The sequence below is a fragment of the Microcosmobacter mediterraneus genome (assembly GCF_031846265.1).
Classification (GTDB): Bacteria; Bacteroidota; Bacteroidia; order Flavobacteriales; family Flavobacteriaceae; genus Microcosmobacter; species Microcosmobacter mediterraneus.
Window position 1 is genome coordinate 90,924 of the sequence record NZ_JAVRIA010000007.1, and the last position, 22,512, is coordinate 113,435.

20 protein-coding genes and 1 tRNA gene are annotated in these 22,512 nt (G+C 31.1%); 6 read left to right on the top strand and 15 right to left on the bottom strand.

Annotated elements, in window-relative coordinates:
- Nucleotides 1–2: 2 nt before the first annotated feature.
- The 6 genes from RM697_RS12025 to RM697_RS12050 are packed head-to-tail and all read right to left on the bottom strand — an operon-like array spanning nucleotide 3 to nucleotide 6,313.
- Entirely contained in the window at nucleotides 3–1,007 is a 1,005-nt protein-coding gene (locus tag RM697_RS12025) for a glycosyltransferase (RefSeq protein WP_311428147.1), read from the bottom strand.
- Nucleotides 997–1,776: a sulfotransferase domain-containing protein gene (locus tag RM697_RS12030; RefSeq protein WP_311428148.1), complete on the bottom strand. Its 780-nt coding sequence runs from the start codon at nucleotides 1,774–1,776 to the stop codon at nucleotides 997–999. Before RM697_RS12030 ends, RM697_RS12025 begins: the two co-directional genes overlap by 11 nt.
- Entirely contained in the window at nucleotides 1,773–2,936 is a 1,164-nt protein-coding gene (locus RM697_RS12035; RefSeq protein ID WP_311428149.1) for a glycosyltransferase family 4 protein, read from the bottom strand. Before RM697_RS12035 ends, RM697_RS12030 begins: the two co-directional genes overlap by 4 nt.
- Nucleotides 2,937–2,987: 51 nt before the next feature.
- On the bottom strand, nucleotides 2,988–4,076 hold the full coding sequence (locus tag RM697_RS12040; RefSeq protein WP_311428150.1) for a sulfotransferase family protein: 1,089 nt from the start codon (nucleotides 4,074–4,076) through the stop codon (nucleotides 2,988–2,990).
- 8 nt (nucleotides 4,077–4,084) lie between these two features.
- The gene (locus RM697_RS12045; protein WP_311428151.1) at nucleotides 4,085–4,822 is read right to left on the bottom strand and encodes a sulfotransferase family protein; all 738 of its coding nucleotides are present in this window, start codon (nucleotides 4,820–4,822) and stop codon (nucleotides 4,085–4,087) included.
- Between the two features lie 54 nt (nucleotides 4,823–4,876).
- A complete protein-coding gene (locus RM697_RS12050) occupies nucleotides 4,877–6,313 on the bottom strand; it encodes a lipopolysaccharide biosynthesis protein (protein WP_311428152.1) in 1,437 nt (478 codons plus the stop codon).
- A gap of 190 nt (nucleotides 6,314–6,503) precedes the next feature.
- Between RM697_RS12050 and RM697_RS12055 the strand changes: the two genes are divergently transcribed.
- From RM697_RS12055 to RM697_RS12075, 5 genes are all read left to right on the top strand, one after another.
- Entirely contained in the window at nucleotides 6,504–10,064 is a 3,561-nt protein-coding gene (locus RM697_RS12055; RefSeq protein WP_311428153.1) for a T9SS type A sorting domain-containing protein, read from the top strand.
- A 70-nt stretch (nucleotides 10,065–10,134) separates the two neighbouring features.
- On the top strand, nucleotides 10,135–10,296 hold the full coding sequence (locus RM697_RS12060) for a hypothetical protein (protein ID WP_311428154.1): 162 nt from the start codon (nucleotides 10,135–10,137) through the stop codon (nucleotides 10,294–10,296).
- A gap of 15 nt (nucleotides 10,297–10,311) precedes the next feature.
- Nucleotides 10,312–11,442, top strand: a complete 1,131-nt coding sequence (locus RM697_RS12065) for a hypothetical protein (protein ID WP_311428155.1) — start codon at nucleotides 10,312–10,314, stop codon at nucleotides 11,440–11,442.
- Nucleotides 11,443–12,480: a nucleotidyltransferase family protein gene (locus RM697_RS12070; RefSeq protein WP_311428156.1), complete on the top strand. Its 1,038-nt coding sequence runs from the start codon at nucleotides 11,443–11,445 to the stop codon at nucleotides 12,478–12,480.
- 70 nt (nucleotides 12,481–12,550) lie between these two features.
- Nucleotides 12,551–13,114, top strand: coding sequence for a hypothetical protein (locus RM697_RS12075; RefSeq protein WP_311428157.1), 564 nt, complete (start codon nucleotides 12,551–12,553; stop codon nucleotides 13,112–13,114).
- Here RM697_RS12075 and RM697_RS12080 read toward each other — a convergent pair.
- The 9 genes from RM697_RS12080 to RM697_RS12120 all read right to left on the bottom strand — a co-directional run bounded on the left by RM697_RS12080 (nucleotide 13,109) and on the right by RM697_RS12120 (nucleotide 21,205).
- On the bottom strand, nucleotides 13,109–13,978 hold the full coding sequence (locus RM697_RS12080) for a zinc-dependent peptidase (RefSeq protein WP_311428158.1): 870 nt from the start codon (nucleotides 13,976–13,978) through the stop codon (nucleotides 13,109–13,111). The two genes, RM697_RS12075 and RM697_RS12080, sit on opposite strands and share 6 nt — an antisense overlap.
- A gap of 103 nt (nucleotides 13,979–14,081) precedes the next feature.
- Nucleotides 14,082–14,156, bottom strand: a tRNA-Val gene (locus RM697_RS12085).
- Nucleotides 14,157–14,218: 62 nt separating this feature from the next.
- On the bottom strand, nucleotides 14,219–15,436 hold the full coding sequence (locus RM697_RS12090; RefSeq protein WP_311428159.1) for a bifunctional folylpolyglutamate synthase/dihydrofolate synthase: 1,218 nt from the start codon (nucleotides 15,434–15,436) through the stop codon (nucleotides 14,219–14,221).
- Nucleotides 15,437–16,282: an energy transducer TonB gene (locus tag RM697_RS12095; RefSeq protein WP_311428160.1), complete on the bottom strand. Its 846-nt coding sequence runs from the start codon at nucleotides 16,280–16,282 to the stop codon at nucleotides 15,437–15,439.
- Entirely contained in the window at nucleotides 16,282–16,677 is a 396-nt protein-coding gene (locus RM697_RS12100) for an ExbD/TolR family protein (RefSeq protein WP_311428161.1), read from the bottom strand. The genes RM697_RS12095 and RM697_RS12100 overlap by 1 nt, the downstream gene beginning before the upstream one ends.
- Complete coding sequence (locus RM697_RS12105) at nucleotides 16,677–17,372, bottom strand: MotA/TolQ/ExbB proton channel family protein (protein ID WP_311428162.1); 696 nt, start codon at nucleotides 17,370–17,372, stop codon at nucleotides 16,677–16,679. The genes RM697_RS12100 and RM697_RS12105 overlap by 1 nt, the downstream gene beginning before the upstream one ends.
- 65 nt (nucleotides 17,373–17,437) lie before the next feature.
- Nucleotides 17,438–18,832 (bottom strand): sodium:proton antiporter NhaD, encoded by a 1,395-nt coding sequence (gene nhaD / locus RM697_RS12110; RefSeq protein WP_311428163.1) that lies wholly within the window; start codon nucleotides 18,830–18,832, stop codon nucleotides 17,438–17,440.
- 11 nt (nucleotides 18,833–18,843) lie between these two features.
- Entirely contained in the window at nucleotides 18,844–20,070 is a 1,227-nt protein-coding gene (locus RM697_RS12115; RefSeq protein WP_311428164.1) for a Glu/Leu/Phe/Val dehydrogenase dimerization domain-containing protein, read from the bottom strand.
- A gap of 73 nt (nucleotides 20,071–20,143) precedes the next feature.
- Nucleotides 20,144–21,205, bottom strand: a complete 1,062-nt coding sequence (locus tag RM697_RS12120; RefSeq protein WP_311428165.1) for an anhydro-N-acetylmuramic acid kinase — start codon at nucleotides 21,203–21,205, stop codon at nucleotides 20,144–20,146.
- Nucleotides 21,206–21,297: 92 nt separating this feature from the next.
- Here RM697_RS12120 and RM697_RS12125 point away from each other — a divergent pair, with 92 nt between their 5' ends.
- Nucleotides 21,298–22,440 (top strand): acyl-CoA dehydrogenase, encoded by a 1,143-nt coding sequence (locus tag RM697_RS12125; RefSeq protein WP_311428166.1) that lies wholly within the window; start codon nucleotides 21,298–21,300, stop codon nucleotides 22,438–22,440.
- Nucleotides 22,441–22,512: the final 72 nt, after the last annotated feature.

The following is a 22,512-nucleotide window of genomic DNA, read 5'->3' on the forward strand; positions in this document are numbered from 1 at the left end:
TATTATTTAACTAAATCTTTTATTAATGATGACCACTCATTTTCAAAATAGTCTAAATTTAACTGTGACGCATAATTCCAACCAAAATTAACCAACTCCGAATGATTTTTTATTGTTTTATCTATTGCTTTTGGTAAATTTCTGATGTCTTTTACAATAGTCTGATTTGATTTTTTTAAAAGCTCCATCATTCCTCCAGAACCCGAACCAATCACTGGAGTCTTTGCTAACAGTGCCTCGTGAGCAATTCTGTTCCAACCCTCTATCATTGTAGACATGCAAAGAACCACATCACATGAGGCTAAAAAAAGAGGGAATTCTTCATCATTAAAAAAAACTGTTTTAATACCTAAATCATTTGGATGTTTTGATGTTGCAATACAATTATACTGGCTTTTATCAATAACTTTTAAGATAGATTCTACACCTTTACCTTTTGTTAATGGTCCTAAATAAAGTATTGGTTTACCATTATTTAAAAGGTTCTTATCCTTAAAATCATCTATCTCTATTTTAGAAAAATTATAATTGTTTACATCAAAAGCATTATAAATTACTCTTACGTTTTGTATTCCATGATCATTTAAAAACGTTTTCCAAATATTAGATACCACAATTACAACATCCATGCTTTTTAAATGCTTAAGAAGTTGTTTGTAAAATATTTTGGAAGCAAAATTTTTATTTAAAATGGCATCATCTAAATGATGCACTATAGATATGTTCTTTTTCTTAGAGTTAAACTTTCCTAGAGCTACAACATAAGGATCTATAATGCAAATATCTCCTTTTATTTCGTGCACATGATGTTTAAAGTAGTATTTAAATATATTAGTGTTTTTAATAAAAAAAGGATTGATTGAAACTTGGTATGACTTTTTAAGCAGTTTATAAGCTTCTATCTCATATAGTCTTCCTCCTCTGAGTTGAGCATTAGATTTCTCTTTAATAAAATCGTACATTACTGAAGATTTCGTAAGCCATTCTATGTGATGCTTAGATATCATATCCACATTTTTGAGCTGTTTCTCCACAAATAGTTTTAAAGCGTATTTTCATATCTGGAGACCATTGTTCAAAATCTCCAATGTCTTCTATTTTAATAGATTTGAATGTAACTAATAGTTTTAATCGTTTTCTAAATAGTGCATACTTAGACGTGTTTTTTGGTTTTGCAATCTCCATTTGCCAGGCTTTTTTTGAAATCTCAGGAATTTCAATGTACCTGCACATTTCTGCAAAAACATCGTAATTAGCTATTAAATCTTCAAATCTAAAACATTGGTCAACGTCATTTAGCAACATATTATTTGTATGTGTCCAATACCAACAAATTTTATCAAACCTATCCATATTTTTCCATTGCTTGGAAAACTTATCATCATTTTTTGGAATAATCTCTAAATGAGAACTTCCGTCTTTATATACATTTCTTGAGTAAATTGATGGCACTACTTTTCTAGGATCTCTAACCACATGTACAATCTTAGCATTCAATGATTTTTTTAACCATTGGGTATTATATCTTAGTAGTGAATTAACCTCTCCATAAATCGCAAAGTCATTTAAAGATACTTTACTATTTATTAGCCTAAACCTCTCACTTAATCTATCTTTTAGTGTCATAAGATCATTTGAATAGTAAGCTAGTGGCAAATTCGCATAATCTTGTCTGTATGGTTCATGAAAGCATTTTACTCCTTGAGCCTTATTTAACAAATTTGCAAAAAATGCGGTTCCAGATCTCCCTATAGAAGTTATAAAAAAATATTTCATGTTTGTGCTTTGATGGTATTTAGAAAGTGATTTGTCATTTTCTCCACTGTATGGTTATTTAAAGCATAAGTATATACATTTTGAGACATTTTTGAATAAACATCGTTGTTTGAGAAAAGATATGTGATTTCTGCTCTAGCTTCTATTTCATGTTTAACTATTAAACCTAATTGATGCTCTTCTACAATATTATCTGGATCAAAGCCAAAGGTTAACACTGGAACACCTCTAAGCCAACTCTGAATAAATGTATTTGGAAAACCATCTCCAGAAGGCGATGATGTATTTATAAATAAACTTGCCTTATTAAAATAATGTAACGCTTCTTCAAAACTCAAATGACCTGTTAAGGTTAGATTTTTTGGCTTATTAATTAATAAATTTTTTAAATGGTTTTTATCGGCATGGTTTCCAATCATAATAAAATTACAGTCTGTATGCTGCATTAATTCTGCTAATTTTAAGAATAGTTCAGGTCTTTTATGCTTACCAAAATTAGCACACCATAGTATTATTTTACTACTAAATCTATGTTTTACTTTGTTGATGATACTGTCTTCGATTGGATAATGCCCAGAAATCATTTGATGTGTATCTATACCAAAATTCTTAAGTATTTCGATTTTTTGATAGTTATTTTGAGAAAAACCTAAATCGACACCTTTCATTCCATGATTTCTTAATTTGTCTTCTAATAGACAATTAAGATAATATACTATATATTTAAATAACCCTGTACTTCTTATGGTGTTTTTAGTGATAAATCGCTTTTTATAAAAGTCTCTTAAAGGAGATAGATTATCTGTACAAATCCAAATTAATTTAGCATTAGTTTTCTTTTTATAAAGGTAAGATCCAAATAATACAGGTGACGAGTTTCTTTGTATTATTATATCTGGTTTGGTTATTTTTAATTTATTTCTGTAATTAAGATAATTGGTCCAGCTAAATTTTCTACTGGGTTTAATCCAGTGGATTTTTACACCATTAACAACACTATTGGTATTAATGTTAGTTTTAGTTATTGTTTGACAAATATATTGCACTTCATATCCTCGTTTTACTAGCTCTTCAGCAAGATAACTCGCCTGTACTTCTGCACCACCAGTTCGCTCAGAAATATGCCAAAGCATTACAAAGGTTACTCTACAAAATTGCATATTCTAGCCATTAATCATTATGAAATATTCTACCATTTACAATAATATTTCTTACATTTTTTTATAATTTTTAAAATAAAATTTATTCATAATCAAAGACAAAGCTTTTTTTAATCCTAAGTTTTTAGAAAATGATATAGCTATATTGAAGAAATATTGAATTTTATATAAAAATAATTTAGGATTAGAAATTTTATATTGATATGATAACGTATTATCTATATCTAAGGCCTTATTAATTCCATCTTCAAATTCTTTATTAACATAACTAATCATTTTTGGATTTAAAGTTATCAAATATTTTAACTTATTTGATGTCAACACCTTGGCTACACCCTCTGTTTGCCCAGAAGAAGATTTACGTATTTGAAATTTTTCAATCTCAAAGTTATTTGGAATTGCTAAAAAGCTTGCAATATTTTTTAAAACGAGATTCAGGTTATCTAACAGGCTTTCATATGAAACTTCAGTGTAATTTACTCCAGATTTTTTTAACGTATTACGAGTAGTTATCAACCTCTTAATATTTTTAGAAATTCGGGCCTTCAGAATGTAGTTATTCTTTAAATGTAAATCTTTCCATGACTGCGTAACCTCTTCATAACCATATTTTTCATTAAAATGTCTAAAAGAAAACCTATCCTGAGATAATGATATATCTATTGGGTTTCTAGTTAAAAAAATATATCTAGCATTTGGAAAATATTTAATTAGGCTTGTGATGTTTCTTGAATGTTGCGGAGATTTATCACCAACCCAAAAAATGTTTAATTTTGATGGTTGAGATTTTTGCACAAAAAACTCAAGTAAATATTTATATAAATCATCTAATCTGTAAGATTTAGAACCCTTAAACCATAAATGCTCATCCATGGTATAAACTCCTTGCTTTGTATCAGTTGTTTTCTTAAGATTTAAAGTTGTAATACCTTGAGCATCTTCATAAAAATTACGGAAATTAGTTGGCGAACTAAGATCATTATAGCTATCAAAATTTGCTAACACCTCATTAAATTCACCAAATTCTCGCTCAGGAAATCCAATATTAGAATGAGTATTTAATAGCTGACGCAACATCGTACTTCCTGAGCGAGCGTTGCTTATAATGAATAATATATTTGTCTCAGTGTTCTCTTTCATAATTTTATTTATGCATTAGCTACACTTTTTAAAAATGAAATAATTTTTTCTTCATCTACTTCTTTTACATCAATGAATTTATTTAGCGCCAGTTCTTTTGATTTAGCATCAAAACCGAATTGTTCGACTATTTTCAAAATTAATCTTTTATTACTACCTGAATTTGAATGCGGAAAACTTTCAGATGGAATTGGTTTATTCAAAAATGAACAAAGAATTTCCCATTTATCCTTTTGAGAAACATCAAGTGTTATAATATCATCAGGTCTATTCTTAAAATAGTCTTTTACATCTAATAAATGTTCATGGTATTTTTGGGTGTATACTGATTTATTATAGTTTTTATCTCCTAATATTCTTTCTCTATAAATTTTCCTTTTTTTTTGAACATTAGTCTCATTAAAATTGGGCCATTTTGCACAACTCTCTAACCAACTATCTAAAGATCTTGTTGTTAAAATAAATTTAGAGTTAGGGAATTTTTTGTCTAACCTTTTATAGAGTGGAATTATTGTAGAATCTGTAAAGCAATTATAATCATTAATCTGTGTACCTCTAGGCCAAAGGAATCTATTTCCATAAAGTCTTATCGTTGGATAGTCTTTAACTCTGTAGCCAAGAATAGTTAATGCCTTGGCTAAGGATGTCGTGCCTGTTTTATGCAACCCAATACAAAATAATTTGGGTTCCTTTTTGGGAAAATACCAAGCAGTAACCTCCTTTATTAAATTAATTACTTTACTCATAATTACTTACTCTTAAAGTTTAAATTTCCATTTTAATAACTAAAAATTAGAGTTCTATCGTAACTTACGTTTTTTCAATTTAGATAATAAATCAATGAATAATTCTTTTTCTAAAATTTTAGCCAATAATAAAAACAAAGTTAAGCCTAATAATATTTGAAACATTAAAGCAGTTTTATAATTTAAATTGAAATAGTTAAAAAGATAAACAGGAATAAAAATCACTACAGAAATTATTAACGCAGATTTAATAGAATTAAAGGCAGCATATTTAAACTCAATGACTTTATTGTAATGATATGCCGTATAAATCCATCCAAACATCGCTCCTACTAGATAACCAATAACAAGTCCTACTATGCCATATTTAGGCATTAAGAAGTACATTAAGGGTAGTGAGGCAACTAATTCAATTATTGTGGAGATAAAAATTATTCTAGATTCACCTTTTGCTATTATTGCACTTTTTAGAATATGAGAGAGTCCTCTTAACAAACCTACCATAGCTAGTATAGTTAGTAACTCTCCAGCAGCTTCCCATTTTACACCATAAAAAGTTAAAACTAAATGATTTCCTGTAGCCATAAGCATTGCCATAAAAGGGATAAAAACTAAGGATGTATATCTTAAAGCCTTATAGTAGTTTGTTCTAAATTTATCTAATTGATATTGTAATTTAGAAAACCCAGGTGTTAATACAGATGTTAAAACTGATTGAATTTTGGATGCCGGAACAACAGCCAAATTAAAGGCTATATTAAATAATCCCATAACATCTTTTCCTAAATATCTACCTGTTAGTAGGCCTATCATATTTTCAGCAAAAAAATACACAAAATTAGCTCCAAGCATATTCAATCCAAACTTAAATAGAGGTTTAATACCTGTAAATACAGGTCTAGTTGGTAACCATTTACCATAGTAAAAAGCAAGTAGTCCTATTAAAGACCATTGAATAATTAAACGCCATACCAATGACCAAACACCAAAACCAGTAAAAGCCATTATAATTGCAATTACATTAGCTATAATCATTGAAATTATTTCTGCTAAAGAAAAACTTTTAAAATCCATTTTTTTTCTCAATAGAATTATGGGAAATCGAAATGATTTTAGGAAAATAATCAATGAAAGTATCTGAATTATTGGACTTAACTTAGGTTCATTAAAAAAAGAAGCTGCTAAATCTGAACAAAAAAACACAACTATTGTGATTGCCAAATTTAAAGCAGTCTGAATAAAAAAAATAGCAGAAATTTGCCCTTTTGTAATTTCTTGACTTTGAATTATAGCTGTACCAAAGCCTATGGAAGTCATAGCCTTAACAAAACGATTAACAATAAGTGCCATGGCTACTAATCCAAAATCTCCTTTAGTTAAAAGCCTAGCTAATACTATGGTAAAAACTATTTGCAGTATTTGTCTAATTACATCTGCACTACCTCTCCACACTATGCCATTTAGAACTTGTTTTTTTAACGATTTCTGCAAAATAACTAATATAAATTTTGGACAATATTACTCTATTTTAAAATCAAATAAAACAAAATACTATATAATATGGCTAATTAAAATAGATTACACTTCAACGAAAAAACCTTTTCTGTGTTAACAAGATTTACTACATTTGTTATTGCCTTAATAATTAATCTATTTCATTATTAACTAGATATTTAAGATTATGAAAAAAGTTTACTTCCTACTGTTATTACTCCTTACTTTTTCTTTAGGTTACAGCCAAAGTGTTATAGTTACTGTAGACAGAGCTAATATTGTTGGACCTACCGATACTGGTAACGATCCATCTATAACATCTTCTGGTCTAGTTAGAGGCTCTGGTGTAGACCTAGCTGCGCCTGGTGCGGCAAACTTCACAGCTAATCAATGGCAGGCTACAACGCAAGCAGAAGCTGTTACAAATAACGAGTACATAGAATGGTCTGTTTCGGCAAGTGCGGCAAATTCTGTAGAAGTAACCGAAATAGATATAAGAAACAGAAGAAATGGTAATGGGCCTACTAATTGGCAAATTTTCTACAGTTTCGATAATTTTGCAACTTCTGGCTCAGCTGCCACAACAGTTCAGACTTCTGCTGCTACTGCCACCAATTATACTTTTAGTGGCTTAAGTATAGATTCTGGAACAGCAGGCACAATTACATTTAGATTATATGCATGGAGTTCTCTCACAAATGGAGGATGGTTTAGAATAGCCACTAATGGCTCATGGTCTGATTTCGGAATTGCCTCTCCAGGTGTTAGGCTTACTGGTAATATTACCACAACTGCACCTAATGATTTAGAGTCCAATATCATAACAACGTCTTTCGATCCTTCAGACAATATCGATTATACTTTATATAATGTTACTTCTGGTTTAACGATCGCGAACGCCATTAAAATTGGCGAATTCAATATTCAAGATGGTGGAGACGATTTAACAGATTCAGATGGTGTAAGTACTATTTTAACTGATATTAGTTTTAATATTAGTGCATTTGATAATTTAGCAGCTATTGCACTTTTTGATGGTACAACCAATGTTGGTGAAACTGCTACTATTTCAGATACGGTTTCTGTTAACGCACTTAATGGAGGAACAGGGATTGAAGCTTTAGATGATTCTATAAAAACATTTGACGTCTATGCTACTTTTAATAACAGTGTTACGGATAACGATCAAATAGAACTCACAATTAATTCGGCAACAGCAGATGTAGCCTCAGGGTCTGGCTTTGAATTCTTTGATGCTGGTGGTGCAATAACACCAACTTTAGGAGATGATAATAGAATTGAAGTCACAGCATCAGCTTTGGCCTTTAACCAACAGCCTGTTGATGGAAACCAATTTGAGGTTATGACACCTTTCCCAATTGTGTTTACTGTAGATGTTAATGATAACCAAGATTTAGATGCTACAGGAACGGTAACTATTCTTGCTGCTGGTTCTCTGGTAGGAGCGCCTATAGATTATCCAATAGTTGGAGGTGTTAGTACTTTAAATACACTTGTTTTTGATGAACAAGAAACAGCGATTTCGTTATTCGCCTTGGGCTCTGGAGCCTTAGGTTTTACAATCAGTAACACTTTTGATATCAATGGACCTCTGATTAATATAGTATGTCAAGATTTTGATGGAGCTTCACCAGAATGGACATACACTAACGATATTCCGTTTTTTGATAATGGTTGGGGAACAGATGGATACTATGGCCTAATTGATATTTCTAGTGCTTCGCCTTTAGATTATGAAAATTTTTCAGGTAATATTTTAGGAGAAAATGATCTAAATGACGAAGGTGACAATGGTACTACTGGCTTTGCTGAGATTACATTTGCAACCATAGATATAAGTAATTACGAGAATGTAAAATTATCGTTTGATTGGGATATCGATGGCTATGTAAACAATAATAATGATGCACAATACAGACTAATCCTAGATGGTGTTAACCAACCTAGAGTATTTTTACTAGATGGTAATGGTGCTATTGATAGTGATGAAGGAACCTTATCTTTAGATATACCTGAAGGTACTAATACAGTTGCCTTAGAAATAAGAGTTCGTAATAACAGATTACTTGGTTTCTCCGGTTTTGATAATTTTAAACTAACTAGTACATTCGATGGCTTATTGTATACTGCTAATTCTTGGAGTCCTAATGCACCTTCTGGCGCAACAGAAAACGATAATGCTTTAATCCTTGATGGATCATACATAGTCGGAAGTAATATAGAGGTTAACAACTTATACATTGAGCCAGGTGCAACAACAAGTGTAGCTCTAGGACAATCTATCACTGCAAATGGTGGAGTTGTAAATAGAGGAACTCTAGAAATGAATTCTGCTTCCTCTAGCTATTCTAGCTTAATTTCTACAAATACAGTTCAAGGAGAAGTTATCTATGACAGACACGTTAACCAATTTGCAGATACTGGATCTACAACGGGTAATAACGATTTAATATCTGCACCTGTTACAAGTGCTGCTCAAGATTTCTTAGCTCTTAGAACAGCAAACCCTAACTTACCATCAGGAACAATAGGAGGAACATTATCTTATTTATTTGGCCCTTTTGATAATGATATAGATGATTATGTTATTTGGACAGGTGCCAATGACTCAGACCCTATTGAATCTGGTAAAGGTTACAGAACAGCCTCTACAGATGTTAGTGGCTCAACATTTACTTTTACTGGTAACGTAACCATTGCTCAAAGTCCAGTTTCAATAAATGTAGGTATAGGAAGCATATTTAACCTAATTGGTAATCCATATCCTTCATATATTACACTATCTGGATTTTTAGCTGCTAATAATTCAGAGTTTGATCCTTTATTCTCAGGTGTATATGGTTATGATGGTGATGCTACAGATGGTTTCCAGATTTGGAACCAAGCTTATTCAGACGCTAATCCGAATGCTTTAATTGCTCCAGGACAAGGGTTTTTAGTGTCTTCGCAAGCAGGTGGTGGTTCTATATCTTTTCCTGCAAGTATTAGATCTATTGGTACTGCTGATGATTTTATTGCAGGTAGATTAAGTAATCCCAATATTGCCCATATAAAATTAAAGTTGAGTAGTGACACTAAGCAATATTTTACAGATATCTATTTTAATGATAATGCGTCGCTAGGTTTAGATTATGGTTACGATTCTGCTATTTACAATAACAGCACTCCTGATTTTGCCATTTATTCTCAATTAGTAGAAAATAATAATGGTATTGATTTAGGTGTACAATCTGTGGATTACACCTCTCTTGAAAATGTAATCATTCCTTTAGGTATTAATGCTAGCCAAGGAGAGCAAATTACTATCGAAACCGATCAATTAAATATCCCAGAAGGTGTTAATATATACTTAGAAGACACACTAAATAATACCTTTACTCTATTAACGGAGTCTAACTATACTTATACTCCTCAAACAAATCTTAATGATACAGGTAGATTTTTCCTTAGAACGGAACAAGATGCATTATCTATTACAGAAAACGATATAAACTCTCTACAAGTGTATAATTCTAATACACCTAAAGAATTAGTTATTAAAGGTAACTTAAGCAGCAATAGCACTTTAGAATTGTATGACATGCAAGGTAGATTGGTTATGTCTAAAGACCTTGATACTACATTAAATTCTCAAACTATTGATATGACTATTATTAATACTGGAATTTATGTCGTAAACATCAAAAATGAAGATCAGAAAAGAGCTATTAAAATCATCGTAGAATAATAGTATTGAATATTAAATAGCCTAAAGAAATAATTTACTATTTTTGAACTTTCTTAGTGACAGAAAAACTATGAACAACAGCTCCAAAAAAAACCAAATAACTCGCAAAGAGGCCATAAAAAAGATGGGGAAATATGCAGCACTTACAGCTGCAGGAACCTTTCTTATTTTAAATCCTGCGAAAGCTCAAAGTTCTTCACCTCCAGATCCAGGTGGAAATCCGTTTGATTAAAAAGTATAGAATACATTGAAGCATCATTTATCTCCAAAGCATACAAAAAAGATTGGAGATTCAGTTATTGTTTGGTTTGAAAAATCTAACAGTTATATTGTATTAAACGAAGAACTTCATAAGCTTCTGGATCTATATATCTTTTCTAAAGACAAAATATCTTTTATCTCAAATATTCAAAAATTTGGTTACTCCCATACACAGAGTCGGTCATTATTTAAGGATATTGATATACTTCTCAAAGACCAAAACGTTGAGGATTTTACTGACAACTTAAAGGATATACCATTTAAAGCTTTATCCAAGGAATATTCAGAAAGCTACAATATCTGGAACACTAAAATTGCATTACACTATTCCTCTGAAAAAGTAAAACAACTAATCCACCCTTCCTTATCTTATTTAGCAGAGGCTAACTATAGCACCTGTGATACTAACATACATATTTATCAAGAAAAGCATGAACTTGTTCTAGCTGAAAATGAAACAAGTGTTTTTAGATGTCTAGCTAAAGACTATCACAAACTTCAAGGTAAGTTTTCACAGTTAATTATGAATATACTCTATAAAACAAAGGAGTCTGATTACCTTGGGTGTTTTCATGCTACAACAGTATCTAAAAGTGACAAGGCTATAATGCTTATAGGATCTTCTGGTAGCGGTAAAAGTACTTTGAGTGCAATACTCCAAAAAAATGGGTTCAAACTGGTCTCCGATGATGTAAGTTACATGAATAAATTAGACCTGTCCATTAAAGCTTATCCTTCTGCAATATCCATAAAAGAAGGAAGTCTTACATCGCTTAATAGTTTTTACAACAATCTGATGCAATTGCCAAAAGTTAATCTTAATCCTAAAAAAGGGTATATTAGATACATTCCACCTTTAGAAATGGACTATAAAAAATCACCTCTTTGTAATACAATACTTTTGGTTAATTACAAGAAAAACGTACCTACTAGGCTTGATGCTTTAAATATTAAATATGTTTTGGAAGTTCTCATTCCTGAATCTTGGATTGCACATGAGTCAGAAAGTGCACTAAACTTTTTAAACTGGTTAGAAACGATTAACTGTTATCGTTTAACCTATAGTAACGCTGAAGGTATTTCAGATTTACTTTGCCAAGAAATCATAGATAAATAGATGTCTTCTAAACGACATATAATCTTTACAATTTCTGATATCTTGAGTTTTACTGAAGATAGAAATAGATTAATTACCGAATTAGAAAATCCAAAAATGAATTGGGATAGGTTTGTAAAGATTGCTAGCCAGCACTTAATACTTCCTGCAATATATTGCCGATTAAAGCATAAACAACTCTTAAACCTCTTACCTAATGATCTAATAGAATACCTTGAAGAATTAACTGAAATCAACAGAAATAGAAATTTTGCAATACTCGAAGAGGCTAAAGCTATTGCGAAAATGTTTAATGCCAACTCTATTGATTATGTATTTTTAAAAGGTACAGCAATGCTTTTGGGAAATTATTATGTTGACCAAGCAGAGCGTATGATTGGTGATATAGATATTCTTGTAAGTTCATCAGATGTTGAAAATGCTCAAAACATTCTATTAAATCATAATTATCTAACTGTTGAACCTACTTTAAATTCTACATATTTTAACACAAAACATTTACCAAGATTAATTTCAGGAAATAAAATTGCTGCTGTAGAAATACACACCTCATTATTCAATAATAGTGAAGAGAAATACATTAAAACTAAAAGATTATTAATTGACAAAATAATAATGCAACATAGTTATATTCCGAAGCAAAATTATCATTTACGTCACAATATTTACAATTATCAGATTAATGATAAGGGCTTTTATTATAAAAATCCAAATCTAAGGTCTTATTATGATACTGTAATTTTATCTAAGAACTTTGAAGCTATTGATCATTTTCTTTTTGATGACATTATAGAAAACTATTTTGAAATTGGCACTTTATTCTTTAAAGATTTTTGGCCTATGTTAGGAAGAAAAACCTATGAAAACAAGGGGCTACTGATACGTTTAAGACATAGTTGGGTACAATGTTTATGGATGATTACATTAAATTCATGGAAATACATACTTATTCTTTTAAAACGAATGGAATACTTCATCTTCAATAACAGTTACAGAAAAGATTTAATAAAACGTTGTTTTAGAAGTCATAAGCTATAAATATTGCCTTTTATTTTTTTTGCTATATTATTCAGCATAGTTTACCTTTGATTAATATTATTTTGCACCCATGAAAAAACTAACCTTATTATTATTACTTGTTTCATTTTTATCCTTTGGGCAAAGAGATAGAGATTCTTGGACATTTGGTTTGGGAATAAATACAATAAATAGCACAGGAAAATTATCGCCATTTAATAGTCCTGATGAATGGGCTTTTAGTAATCCTATAGCTTTAAGTGTTGAACATGTATGGACCGAATATTTCTCAATAGAACAATCCTTTAGTTTTAATAAGTTTGCTGAAGGTTCTGTTATTGATAATGCCTTAATTACTGAAGATATTTCTTTTTTTTCTACCAATACTAAAGTAAAATGGTATTTTGACGAGCAATTATTTTATAGAAATGCGTATTGGTTTGATTTAGCACTTTCTGGTGGTATAGGCGTTTTTAACATTGAAGATCAAGGACTAAATACAAGTGCTAATTTAGGCTTGGATTTTTATGTATGGTTCGATGATCACTGGGGAATTGCTCTTAAAGGATTAACAAAATTTGCTTTTGATAGAGATGATAAAATTTTCCTATCCAATCACTTTCAATACTTTTTTGAAGCGGTTTATAAACTATAAACCTAAAACTAGAGCTTCTTTAAAATTTAGCATTTGCCTTACTTTGTTAAATAGAACAGGAAATTGCAGCTTAAATAGCTGAGGTGTTTCGATAAAGGTTTCTACGATTACTGCTGCAAATTCAAACTGGTTGGTAAATGCGTATTCTCTAAAATATCTTGACTTAATTAAGCGCGATTTAAGCTCTTTGTTACTATCTAAATATAGTTTTAACTCATTATAACTTTTATTAAAAATTATAGAGTTAATACTAGAATTATAGATACTATTGAAATGAATAGCATGAGTAAATTCATGAATTCCTAGATTAAGATTATCATTACTTACATCATAACCCTCTCTAAAATGTTTCCAAGACAAAACCAAAGCACCAAATTGAGGATTAAATTCTCCATTATGTAGTTGATTATTTATATTAGAATGGAAACTATCTGGATAAATAATAATCTTAGAAATAATAGATATTAAATAATCTCTAAACCCAAAAGTTAGCATTACACCAGTAGCTCCGATTAATATTTTCATCTCATCTGTTATTATTAAGCTTTCTCTACCAATAAAGTTTTTATTATCAATAAATTTAACTAAACGATGTTCAAACAACTTCTTTTGAGATTGAGAAAGTCTTTTGTAAAATGTGAAGTTCTGAGTTAGTAAAACTCTATTATTATCGTTTAATAGTCGTTTAAATAAAACGAAACTTCTAAATAATGGCTTTCTATTCTTAAGAGCATACATTTGCTCAACGTAAATAAAGAGTCTACTTAGCACAATTAAACCTAAGCCTCCAATAATTATAGAAATAAAAATTATTCTAAAAACAGGGTTCAATGGTTGATCTTGAAGAAAAAGGGCAATTATCATTGCTTAAAGATAAAAAAAGCAAATAACTAAGACTTGTATTATATCTTTTAATGCTATTAGTATTTCCCATAAAAAAAGCTCCTCAGAAATGAGAAGCTTTTTGTGGGCGCGAAGGGATTCGAACCCCTGACCCCTTGGGTGTAAACCAAGTGCTCTGAACCAACTGAGCTACGCGCCCTTCAATTGGATTGCAAATATAAATTAGTTTTTGATACCTCAAAAACTTTTCTAATAAAAATATTAGATTATTTCTGCAACAACAAAGGTACTTCCACCAACAAAAATAAGGTCATTATCCTTAGCATTTTTCTTGGCAATATTAAATGCATTAATTACTGTTTTGTAAGGCTTAAAATTATAATTATTACTTTTAAATACAGACGATAATTCATCTATATCTAAACCTCTAGCAACATTGGGTTTTGATAAATAATAATCGGCTTCCTTAGGTAATAAAGGCATAATTAAATTCAAATCTTTTTCCTTCACAGTGCCAAAAACAATATGAAGTTTATTAAATTCTTCTTTCAGTAATTGTTCAATAACATAGGTTAAACCTTCTTTATTGTGTGCAGTATCGCAGATTATTTTGGGGTTTTGCTGTATTACTTGCCAACGACCTTTTAAATTTGTATTCTCTACAACTTTTAAAAGACCATTTTTTATAGCATTATTGGAAATCTTAAAAGTTTTATTACTTAGTATTTTTATAGCTGCAATGACAGCTTTAATATTTTTTTGCTGATAATTACCTTTTAAATCAGTTGCATAATTTTCTTGAGTTAACTGATCTGCAAATTTAATTTTTGAATTCTTTAGTTTTGCTGTTTTAATAAAAACATTACTAGTCTCATTTTGAGTTTCACTAATAATAATAGGGATTTTTTGTTTTATTATCCCTGCTTTTTCAGCGGCAATTTCAGGTAAAGTATTTCCTAAAAATTGTGTATGATCTAAACCTATATTTGTTATTACAGAAACTTCTGGTGTAATTATATTAGTAGAATCTAATCGTCCTCCCATTCCAACTTCGATTATAGCTATATCTACATGTTGTTTAGCAAAATAATCAAAGGCTAGACCAACTGTCATTTCAAAAAAAGACAGTTTATTCTCTATAAAAAATTGCTTATGTTTTTTTATAAAACCAATAACAAAGTGCTTGCTAATTTCTTTGCCATTAATTTTAATACGTTCTCTAAAATCTTTTAAATGAGGTGAAGTATAAAGACCTACTTTATAGCCAACTTCTTGCAAAACAGAAGCTAACATATGACTAACAGAACCCTTGCCGTTGGTTCCAGCCACGTGTACAGATTTAAATTTATTCTCTGGCTTTTTAAGATAATTAGAAAGTAGAATTGTATTGCTTAGATCTTTTTTGTAGGCTGTTTTACCTAAATTTTGATACATAGGCAACTGCTGAAACATCCATTCTACAGTATCCTTATATGTCATCTATTGACCAACATCAAAATTAATACTTACAAAGCCTATTTGCCTTGCAGGAGCTTTAGAATCTGCTGGCCATTTGTGAGATAATGCTATCTTTTTTGCAGGAGCCAATAAACATGGATGTGTATTTGTAGTACCTCTTACTCCAGGTTCGGCACTTATAACCTTGCCTTGATTATTAACTTCTATTCTTACTACCACTAGCCCAAATTCATTACAATCTTGTTCAAAGATCTTTTTAGTTGGTCTTCCTCTACCATTTAAGCCATATCCAACGCCACCTTTTCCTGGTCCTGAGCCACCAAAATAACTTGGCGCATAAGGATCTCCATCTAATTCACCTTTATTACCTGATTCATTATCAGACCCTTCTCCACCTTGATCATTAGATGTGGAATTTTTAACACCTCCAATAAGATTGTCTAATTTATCCTTTTTGTCTTGTTCTTCTTTTTTCTTTTTCTCTTCTGCTTCTTTCTTCTCTCTTTCAATGCGCTCTTGTTCAGCCTTAGCTTTTGCTTCAGCTTCCTTTTGCTTTTTTATAGCAATAGATTCTTCTGTCTGTTGGGTAACTAGTTCTTCAGATACAGTTGATGATTTTTCGGGTTGAACCTCTTCTTGCGGCTCTATTTTTTCAGTAACGTCTTTAACTTCTGATTTAACAGGTTGAGCCATTGGCTTATTACCATTTCCAAAATCTGTAGTACCAAAATTTACAGCAACGCCATATTCTTCTGGCGGATCTAAGTATTGCATACCAACCACAAAAAGCAATAACAATAATATTACAGTTATTAATCCTGTAATTTTTGCTGAATTTTTTTCGTGTATGGTTTTAAAATATCCCATTATTTACCTGGCTTAACAGCCAATATAACTTTAAACTTATTTCTATTAGCAATATCCATCACTTTAACTACATTTTCTACTGGTACCGATTTTTCTGCCCTGAGTACAATAGTAGGTTTATCTTGACCTGCTAACATTTCTAATAATTGACTTTCTAAAACACTTACTCCAACACGTTTTTGGTCTATGTAATAGGTTAAGTCTTTTTTAATACTTACAGCTACAGACTTTTTATTTTCAGTTTTTCCACTTGCCTTAGGTAAAACTATATCGATAGCATTAGTTGTTACCAATGTAGAAGCAATCATAAAAAAAATCAAAAGCAAGAATACAATATCAGTCATAGATGACATATTGAATTCTGGTGTTACTTTATTTCTTCCTCTAATATTCATTAACTAGGCTCATTTAAATGATCTAAAAACTCAACGGAGTTTGCTTCCATTTGATAAACCACTTTATTTGTTTTTACTACTAAGTGATTGTATGCAATGTAACCTACTATACCAACAATTAATCCAGCAACTGTTGTAGTCATTGCTGTATATAAACCACTAGCAAGCGTGTCCATTTCTATAGTACCTCCTGCATTTGCTAATTCAAATATTGCTAAAATCATACCAATTACAGTACCTAAGAATCCTATCATTGGTGCTGCACCTGAAATCGTTGCTAGAATACTTACGTTTTTTTCTAAGCCATAAATTTCTAAACGCCCAGCATTTTCTATAGCTGTGTTAATATCTTCTAAAGGTTTTCCTATACGAGTAATACCTTTATTAATAAGTCTAGACACAGGTGAATTTACTTGAACACAAAGCATTAGAGCAGAATCAATTTTACCGTTACTGACATGATCTTTAATTTGATTCATGAAATTTGCATCTACTTTAGAAGCCGCTTTAATTGCAAATAAGCGTTCAAAATAGATATAAATAGCAACGACTAATAGTATGAATAAAATAGCTATAATAATCATACCAGCAGTTCCTCCACTACTAATAAGTTCAATAATAGATAGTGTTTTTTCAACTGATTCTCCATCAGTTAGCAATTCAGTATCATCCTGAATAGTACTAAATAACATCATATTAATTGGGTTAAAATTAATTTTAAGCTACTCTAATAACGTAGCATTTTTTGATAAAGTATTTTTTATAAAATTACTCGCATTAACATAAATGCAGCAGAACCTGCAAGAAATCCTATGAGAGCTAACCAAGAAATTTTCTTTAAATACCAAAAGAAATCTATTTTTTCCATTCCCATAGCTACCACTCCAGCTGCTGAACCTATGATAAGCATACTTCCTCCTGTTCCAGCTGAAAATGCAATAAAGTGCCATAATTGATCGTCTAAAGGCTCTGAAAACATGCCTAAGCTCGCTGCTACTAAAGGCACATTATCAATTACCGCAGAGCCAATTCCTAGTAATATAACTACCAAATCTGACACACCAGCACCTATTGGTTCTGTAGATAACATTGGTGTTGTTTCTTTCAAAGAATTTGCAAAACCATACAGAATACCCAAGGACTCTAAAGCAGCAACTGCCATTAAAATACCTAAGAAAAATAATATACTTGGTAACTCTATTTTTGATAGTGAATGATGAACAGGGCTGTGACTTGCGTGATCATTATGCTCGGTACCACCTATATCCGAAATTGCAAATTTAGAATTACTATAAATTTCTGCAAAAATAGCTACGACACCTAAAGCTAACATCATACCAACATAAGGTGGTAAATGTGTTACGGTCTTAAAAATTGGCACAGAAACAATTCCTCCAAGTCCTAGATATAACATTGTTGAGCTAAATTTACTTTTTGGTTTATCAGAATCGTCTTCAACTTTTTCTAATTTACCCTTAAATGCTGGCATAAAAGAAGCGATAAATGTTGGAATTAGCATACATAATAATGACGGAATAAATAGGTACAGAAATAAATTAGTCGTTGTTACTTTGTTACCAATCCATAACATTGTAGTTGTTACATCTCCTATAGGTGACCAAGCACCACCAGCGTTAGCAGCAATGATAATTAAACCTGCATACCATATTCTAACATCGCGTTCTTTTACTATTTTTTGAAGTATAGAGATTAATACAATAGTAGCTGTTAAGTTATCAATGATAGCAGATAAAATAAATGCTAGAATACAGAAAATCCATAAAATCCTTTTCTTACTATTAGTTTTAATAAAACCTTTAATAGTAGAGAAACCATCAAAATAGTCTATAATCTCTACAATGGTCATAGCACCTAGAAGAAACACTAAAATCTCTGCTGTTTTACCCAGATGATGCAATAAAGTTCCCTCCATTAAATGCATCTTTTCTTCGTGCTCTAAAAGGCCAAAACCCTCTAAAAGACTATGCTTGGCAGAATCAAACCATTGCGGAAAACTATCAATTCCTAAAGAGATAAGAGCCCAACTTATAGCCATCATTACTAATGCAGGAATAAGTTTATCTATTTTAATGCTGTGTTCTAATGTTATGGCTAAATACCCAAAAACAAATACAAGAATAATTACGGTTTCCATAAATAGTTTATTTAGATAAGTTGCTTTAGAGCAATTTCAAAAGCAGTTTTACTTATTTTAGTTAATGATGAGTTTTTATTGTGAACTTTTTTAATGGCTTCTTTAATAATCTTGGATGTATCTTCAAAAATCGCGTCGTCAGTCATTTGAACACGTTGCTCCATAAAGTAAGCAAATACTCTAGCCATACCACAATTGGATATAAAATCCGGAATTAAACTCACTTTCTGATCTGTATGTTCCATAATTGATCCAAAGAAGATTTCTTTGTCTGCAAATGGTACATTCGCCCCACAGGATATCACTTCTAATCCAGTATCAATCATTCTGTCAATCTGTGATTGCGTTATTAAACGAGAGGCTGCACATGGTGCAAAAATCTCAGTTTCTAACGACCATATTTTTTCATTTATCTCATGAAAAGGAATAAGATTATCTGACACTAAATTATTGCCAGATTTATTAAGATATAATTCTCTTATTTCTTCAAAAGTAAATCCTTCTTCTTTGATAAGACCACCGACTATATCAATAATTCCTACAACTTTAGCTCCCATTTGAGCTAAGTAAAACGCTGCAGCTGCTCCAACATTACCAAAACCTTGTATTACTGCACGTTTCCCTTTTACAGAACCATTATAAATTTCATAATAGTGTTTTACAGCTTCAGCCACGCCAAAACCTGTAATCATATCGGCTACAGTATATTTTCGTTTAACATCTGGCGAATAATCTGGGTTCTCAATTACCTTAATAACACCTTGTCTAAGTTGACCTATTCGATTTATTTTATCGGCTTCTGATGGCTTAAAATGACCTGTAAAAACACCTTCTTGTGGATGCCATACACCACTTTCTTCTGTTATAGGAATAACTTCGTGAATCTCATCTACATTCAAATCGCCACCTGTTCCATAGTAACTCTTTAGAAGTGGAGACACTGCTTTATACCAACGCTCTAAAACATCTTTCTTCCTTGGATCTTTTGGATCAAAATTAATACCAGACTTTGCGCCTCCAATTGCAGGACCAGATACTGTGAATTTTACTTCCATGGTTTTAGCTAGCGATAAAACCTCATTCATATCAAGCCCTTTTCGCATTCTTGTGCCGCCTCCTGCTGCTCCTCCTCTTAAAGAATTTATTACTGTCCAACCTTCTGCATCAGTTTCTGGATCTTTCCAATTAAATACAATTTCGGGTTCTTTATTTTCATACTTGGTAAGTAATTCTTTCATTAAGTTTAGTTGGTTTTGAGATTATAACAAATATAAAAAACTAAAAGAGGCTAAAGTTAAATTTACAATATTTTTAAATATTGTAAATGACACCTGAACTATGATCTTTAATTGCTCCTGTAACGCTTTTAAGACAATTGACTTCACCTCGTAACTTTAACACACCTAATAAGCCAAAGATTAAGGCTTCTTTGTATTCAATAATATCATTATCTGGTATAATAATATATGACCTCGACATTGATTTTAAACGTGCAATTAAAAAATCATTAAATACGCCTCCTCCAGTAATAAATACCTTAGAATTATCTTCAATGGCCTTAGATATTTGGTATGCAACATGTTCTACAAACGTTCTTAGCACATCTTTAATTTCTAAATTAAAAGCATTAATCAACGGAAATATTTTGTCTTCTACCCATTCTAAACCTAAAGATTTTGGTGGTTTTCGACTGTAAAATTTTATTTGATTTAATTTATCTAATAACAATTTATTAATTGTTCCTTCTGAAGCTAATTGTCCTTTATCATCAAAATCGAGTCCTATTTTTCTAACATAATAGTTTAAGACAATATTTACAGGACAAATGTCATAAGCTACTCTGCCAACATTAGCTTCAGTTGAAATATTTGCAAATCCGCCTAGGTTAAGACAATACTCATAATCTGAAAACAAAATACGATCACCAATCGGAACTAATGGAGCACCTTGACCTCCAAGCTTTACATCCTGTATTCTAAAATCGCAAACGACTGTCGTTTTTATATAATTTGAAATCATTTTTCTATTTCCAATTTGGACTGAAATACCGTCTTCAGGTTTATGTAGTGCTGTATGACCATGAGAAGAAACTAAATCAAGGGTTTCTATTACATTTATATCAATAAAATTTTGAATTGCATTAGCCAATAGTTCCGTATACGATTCATCTATTTTAATTAACTCATTATCAGATATATTAGTAAGCTTACTAAGTTTGTTAAACCAGTAGTCTGAATATGAAATTGTTTCAGTATTATGAATTTTAAAATGCCATTTATCATTTATTATGGTGAAGGTTATATAGGCTAAGTCTATTCCATCTAAAGACGTACCAGACATAACACCAATAACATTATACTCATTAGTTATCATATTAGTAAAATTAAGTATTCATATTGAAAAAACGCTAATAATGACCTATCTTTGCATCACTTTTTTAAAGAATCAATAATTTATTACAACTAATGGATTTTACACTTACCGAAGAACATTTAATGATTAGAGATGCAGCTAGAGACTTTGCAAAAACTGAGCTACTACCTGGAGTTATTGAACGTGATGATAAGCAATCCTTCCCTGATGAATTAGTTAAAAAGATGGGAGAACTAGGATTTATGGGCATCATGGTTGATCCAAAATATGGAGGAAGTGGGATGGATGCTATTTCATATGTTCTTATCATGGAAGAATTATCCAAAATAGATGCTTCTGCTTCGGTTATGGTTTCAGTTAATAACTCGCTAGTTTGTTACGGTTTAGAAGCTTTCGGAACTGAAGATCAGAAGCAAAAATATTTAACTAAGTTGTCTTCAGGAGAATGGATTGGTGCGTTTTGTTTAAGTGAACCAGAAGCAGGAAGTGATGCTACATCTCAAGCTACAACAGCGATAGACAAAGGTGATCATTATCTTTTAAATGGAACAAAGAACTGGATAACTAACGGTGGACGTTCTGATGTCTATTTAGTTATTGCCCAAACTGACAGAGAAAAAGGTCACAGAGGAATAAATGCTTTTATTGTTGAAAAAGGAATGCCAGGTTTTGACATAGGACCTAAAGAAGATAAGCTAGGTATTAGAGGTAGTGACACTCACACTTTACAATTTAATGATGTGAAGGTGCCGAAAGAAAATAGAATTGGTGAGGATGGTTTTGGTTTTAAATTCGCTATGAAAACACTATCAGGCGGAAGAATTGGAATTGCAGCGCAGGCACTTGGTATTGCTTCTGGAGCTTATGAATTAGCTTTAAAATATTCAAAGGAACGTAAAGCCTTTGGGACTCAAATATGTAATCACCAAGCTATTGCTTTTAAGTTAGCAGATATGTATACTGAAATTGAAGCCGCACGAATGCTAGTTATGAAAGCAGCTTGGGATAAAGACCAAGGTAATAACTATGATATGTCTAGTGCTATGGCAAAACTTTATGCTAGTAAAGTAGCCATGGAGCAAACGGTTGAAGCTGTTCAAATACATGGTGGAAATGGTTTTGTAAAAGAATATCATGTTGAGCGTTTAATGCGTGATGCTAAAATCACACAAATTTATGAAGGTACTTCTGAGATTCAGAAAATTGTGATTTCTAGAGGTGTTATTAAAGCATAATAATCTATAATATAACCATCAAAAAAACGACTTAATTAAATTAGGTCGTTTTTTTTATTATTTAATCATCCG

Excerpts from the sequence above, each read along its gene's own strand:
- RM697_RS12100 (WP_311428161.1), bottom strand. The coding sequence starts at position 16,677 with ATGAATATTAGAGGAAGAAATAAAGTAACACCAGAATTCAATATGTCA.
- RM697_RS12040 (WP_311428150.1), bottom strand. The coding sequence starts at position 4,076 with ATGAAAGAGAACACTGAGACAAATATATTATTCATTATAAGCAACGCT.
- RM697_RS12095 (WP_311428160.1), bottom strand. The coding sequence starts at position 16,282 with ATGGGATATTTTAAAACCATACACGAAAAAAATTCAGCAAAAATTACA.
- RM697_RS12115 (WP_311428164.1), bottom strand. The coding sequence starts at position 20,070 with ATGAAAGAATTACTTACCAAGTATGAAAATAAAGAACCCGAAATTGTA.
- RM697_RS12045 (WP_311428151.1), bottom strand. The coding sequence starts at position 4,822 with ATGAGTAAAGTAATTAATTTAATAAAGGAGGTTACTGCTTGGTATTTT.
- RM697_RS12120 (WP_311428165.1), bottom strand. The coding sequence starts at position 21,205 with ATGATAACTAATGAGTATAATGTTATTGGTGTTATGTCTGGTACGTCT.
- RM697_RS12035 (WP_311428149.1), bottom strand. The coding sequence starts at position 2,936 with ATGCAATTTTGTAGAGTAACCTTTGTAATGCTTTGGCATATTTCTGAG.
- RM697_RS12055 (WP_311428153.1), top strand. The coding sequence starts at position 6,504 with ATGAAAAAAGTTTACTTCCTACTGTTATTACTCCTTACTTTTTCTTTA.
- RM697_RS12060 (WP_311428154.1), top strand. The coding sequence starts at position 10,135 with ATGAACAACAGCTCCAAAAAAAACCAAATAACTCGCAAAGAGGCCATA.
- RM697_RS12105 (WP_311428162.1), bottom strand. The coding sequence starts at position 17,372 with ATGATGTTATTTAGTACTATTCAGGATGATACTGAATTGCTAACTGAT.
- RM697_RS12080 (WP_311428158.1), bottom strand. The coding sequence starts at position 13,978 with ATGATAATTGCCCTTTTTCTTCAAGATCAACCATTGAACCCTGTTTTT.
- RM697_RS12125 (WP_311428166.1), top strand. The coding sequence starts at position 21,298 with ATGGATTTTACACTTACCGAAGAACATTTAATGATTAGAGATGCAGCT.
- RM697_RS12030 (WP_311428148.1), bottom strand. The coding sequence starts at position 1,776 with ATGAAATATTTTTTTATAACTTCTATAGGGAGATCTGGAACCGCATTT.
- RM697_RS12025 (WP_311428147.1), bottom strand. The coding sequence starts at position 1,007 with ATGATATCTAAGCATCACATAGAATGGCTTACGAAATCTTCAGTAATG.
- nhaD (WP_311428163.1), bottom strand. The coding sequence starts at position 18,832 with ATGGAAACCGTAATTATTCTTGTATTTGTTTTTGGGTATTTAGCCATA.
- RM697_RS12075 (WP_311428157.1), top strand. The coding sequence starts at position 12,551 with ATGAAAAAACTAACCTTATTATTATTACTTGTTTCATTTTTATCCTTT.
- RM697_RS12090 (WP_311428159.1), bottom strand. The coding sequence starts at position 15,436 with ATGACATATAAGGATACTGTAGAATGGATGTTTCAGCAGTTGCCTATG.
- RM697_RS12070 (WP_311428156.1), top strand. The coding sequence starts at position 11,443 with ATGTCTTCTAAACGACATATAATCTTTACAATTTCTGATATCTTGAGT.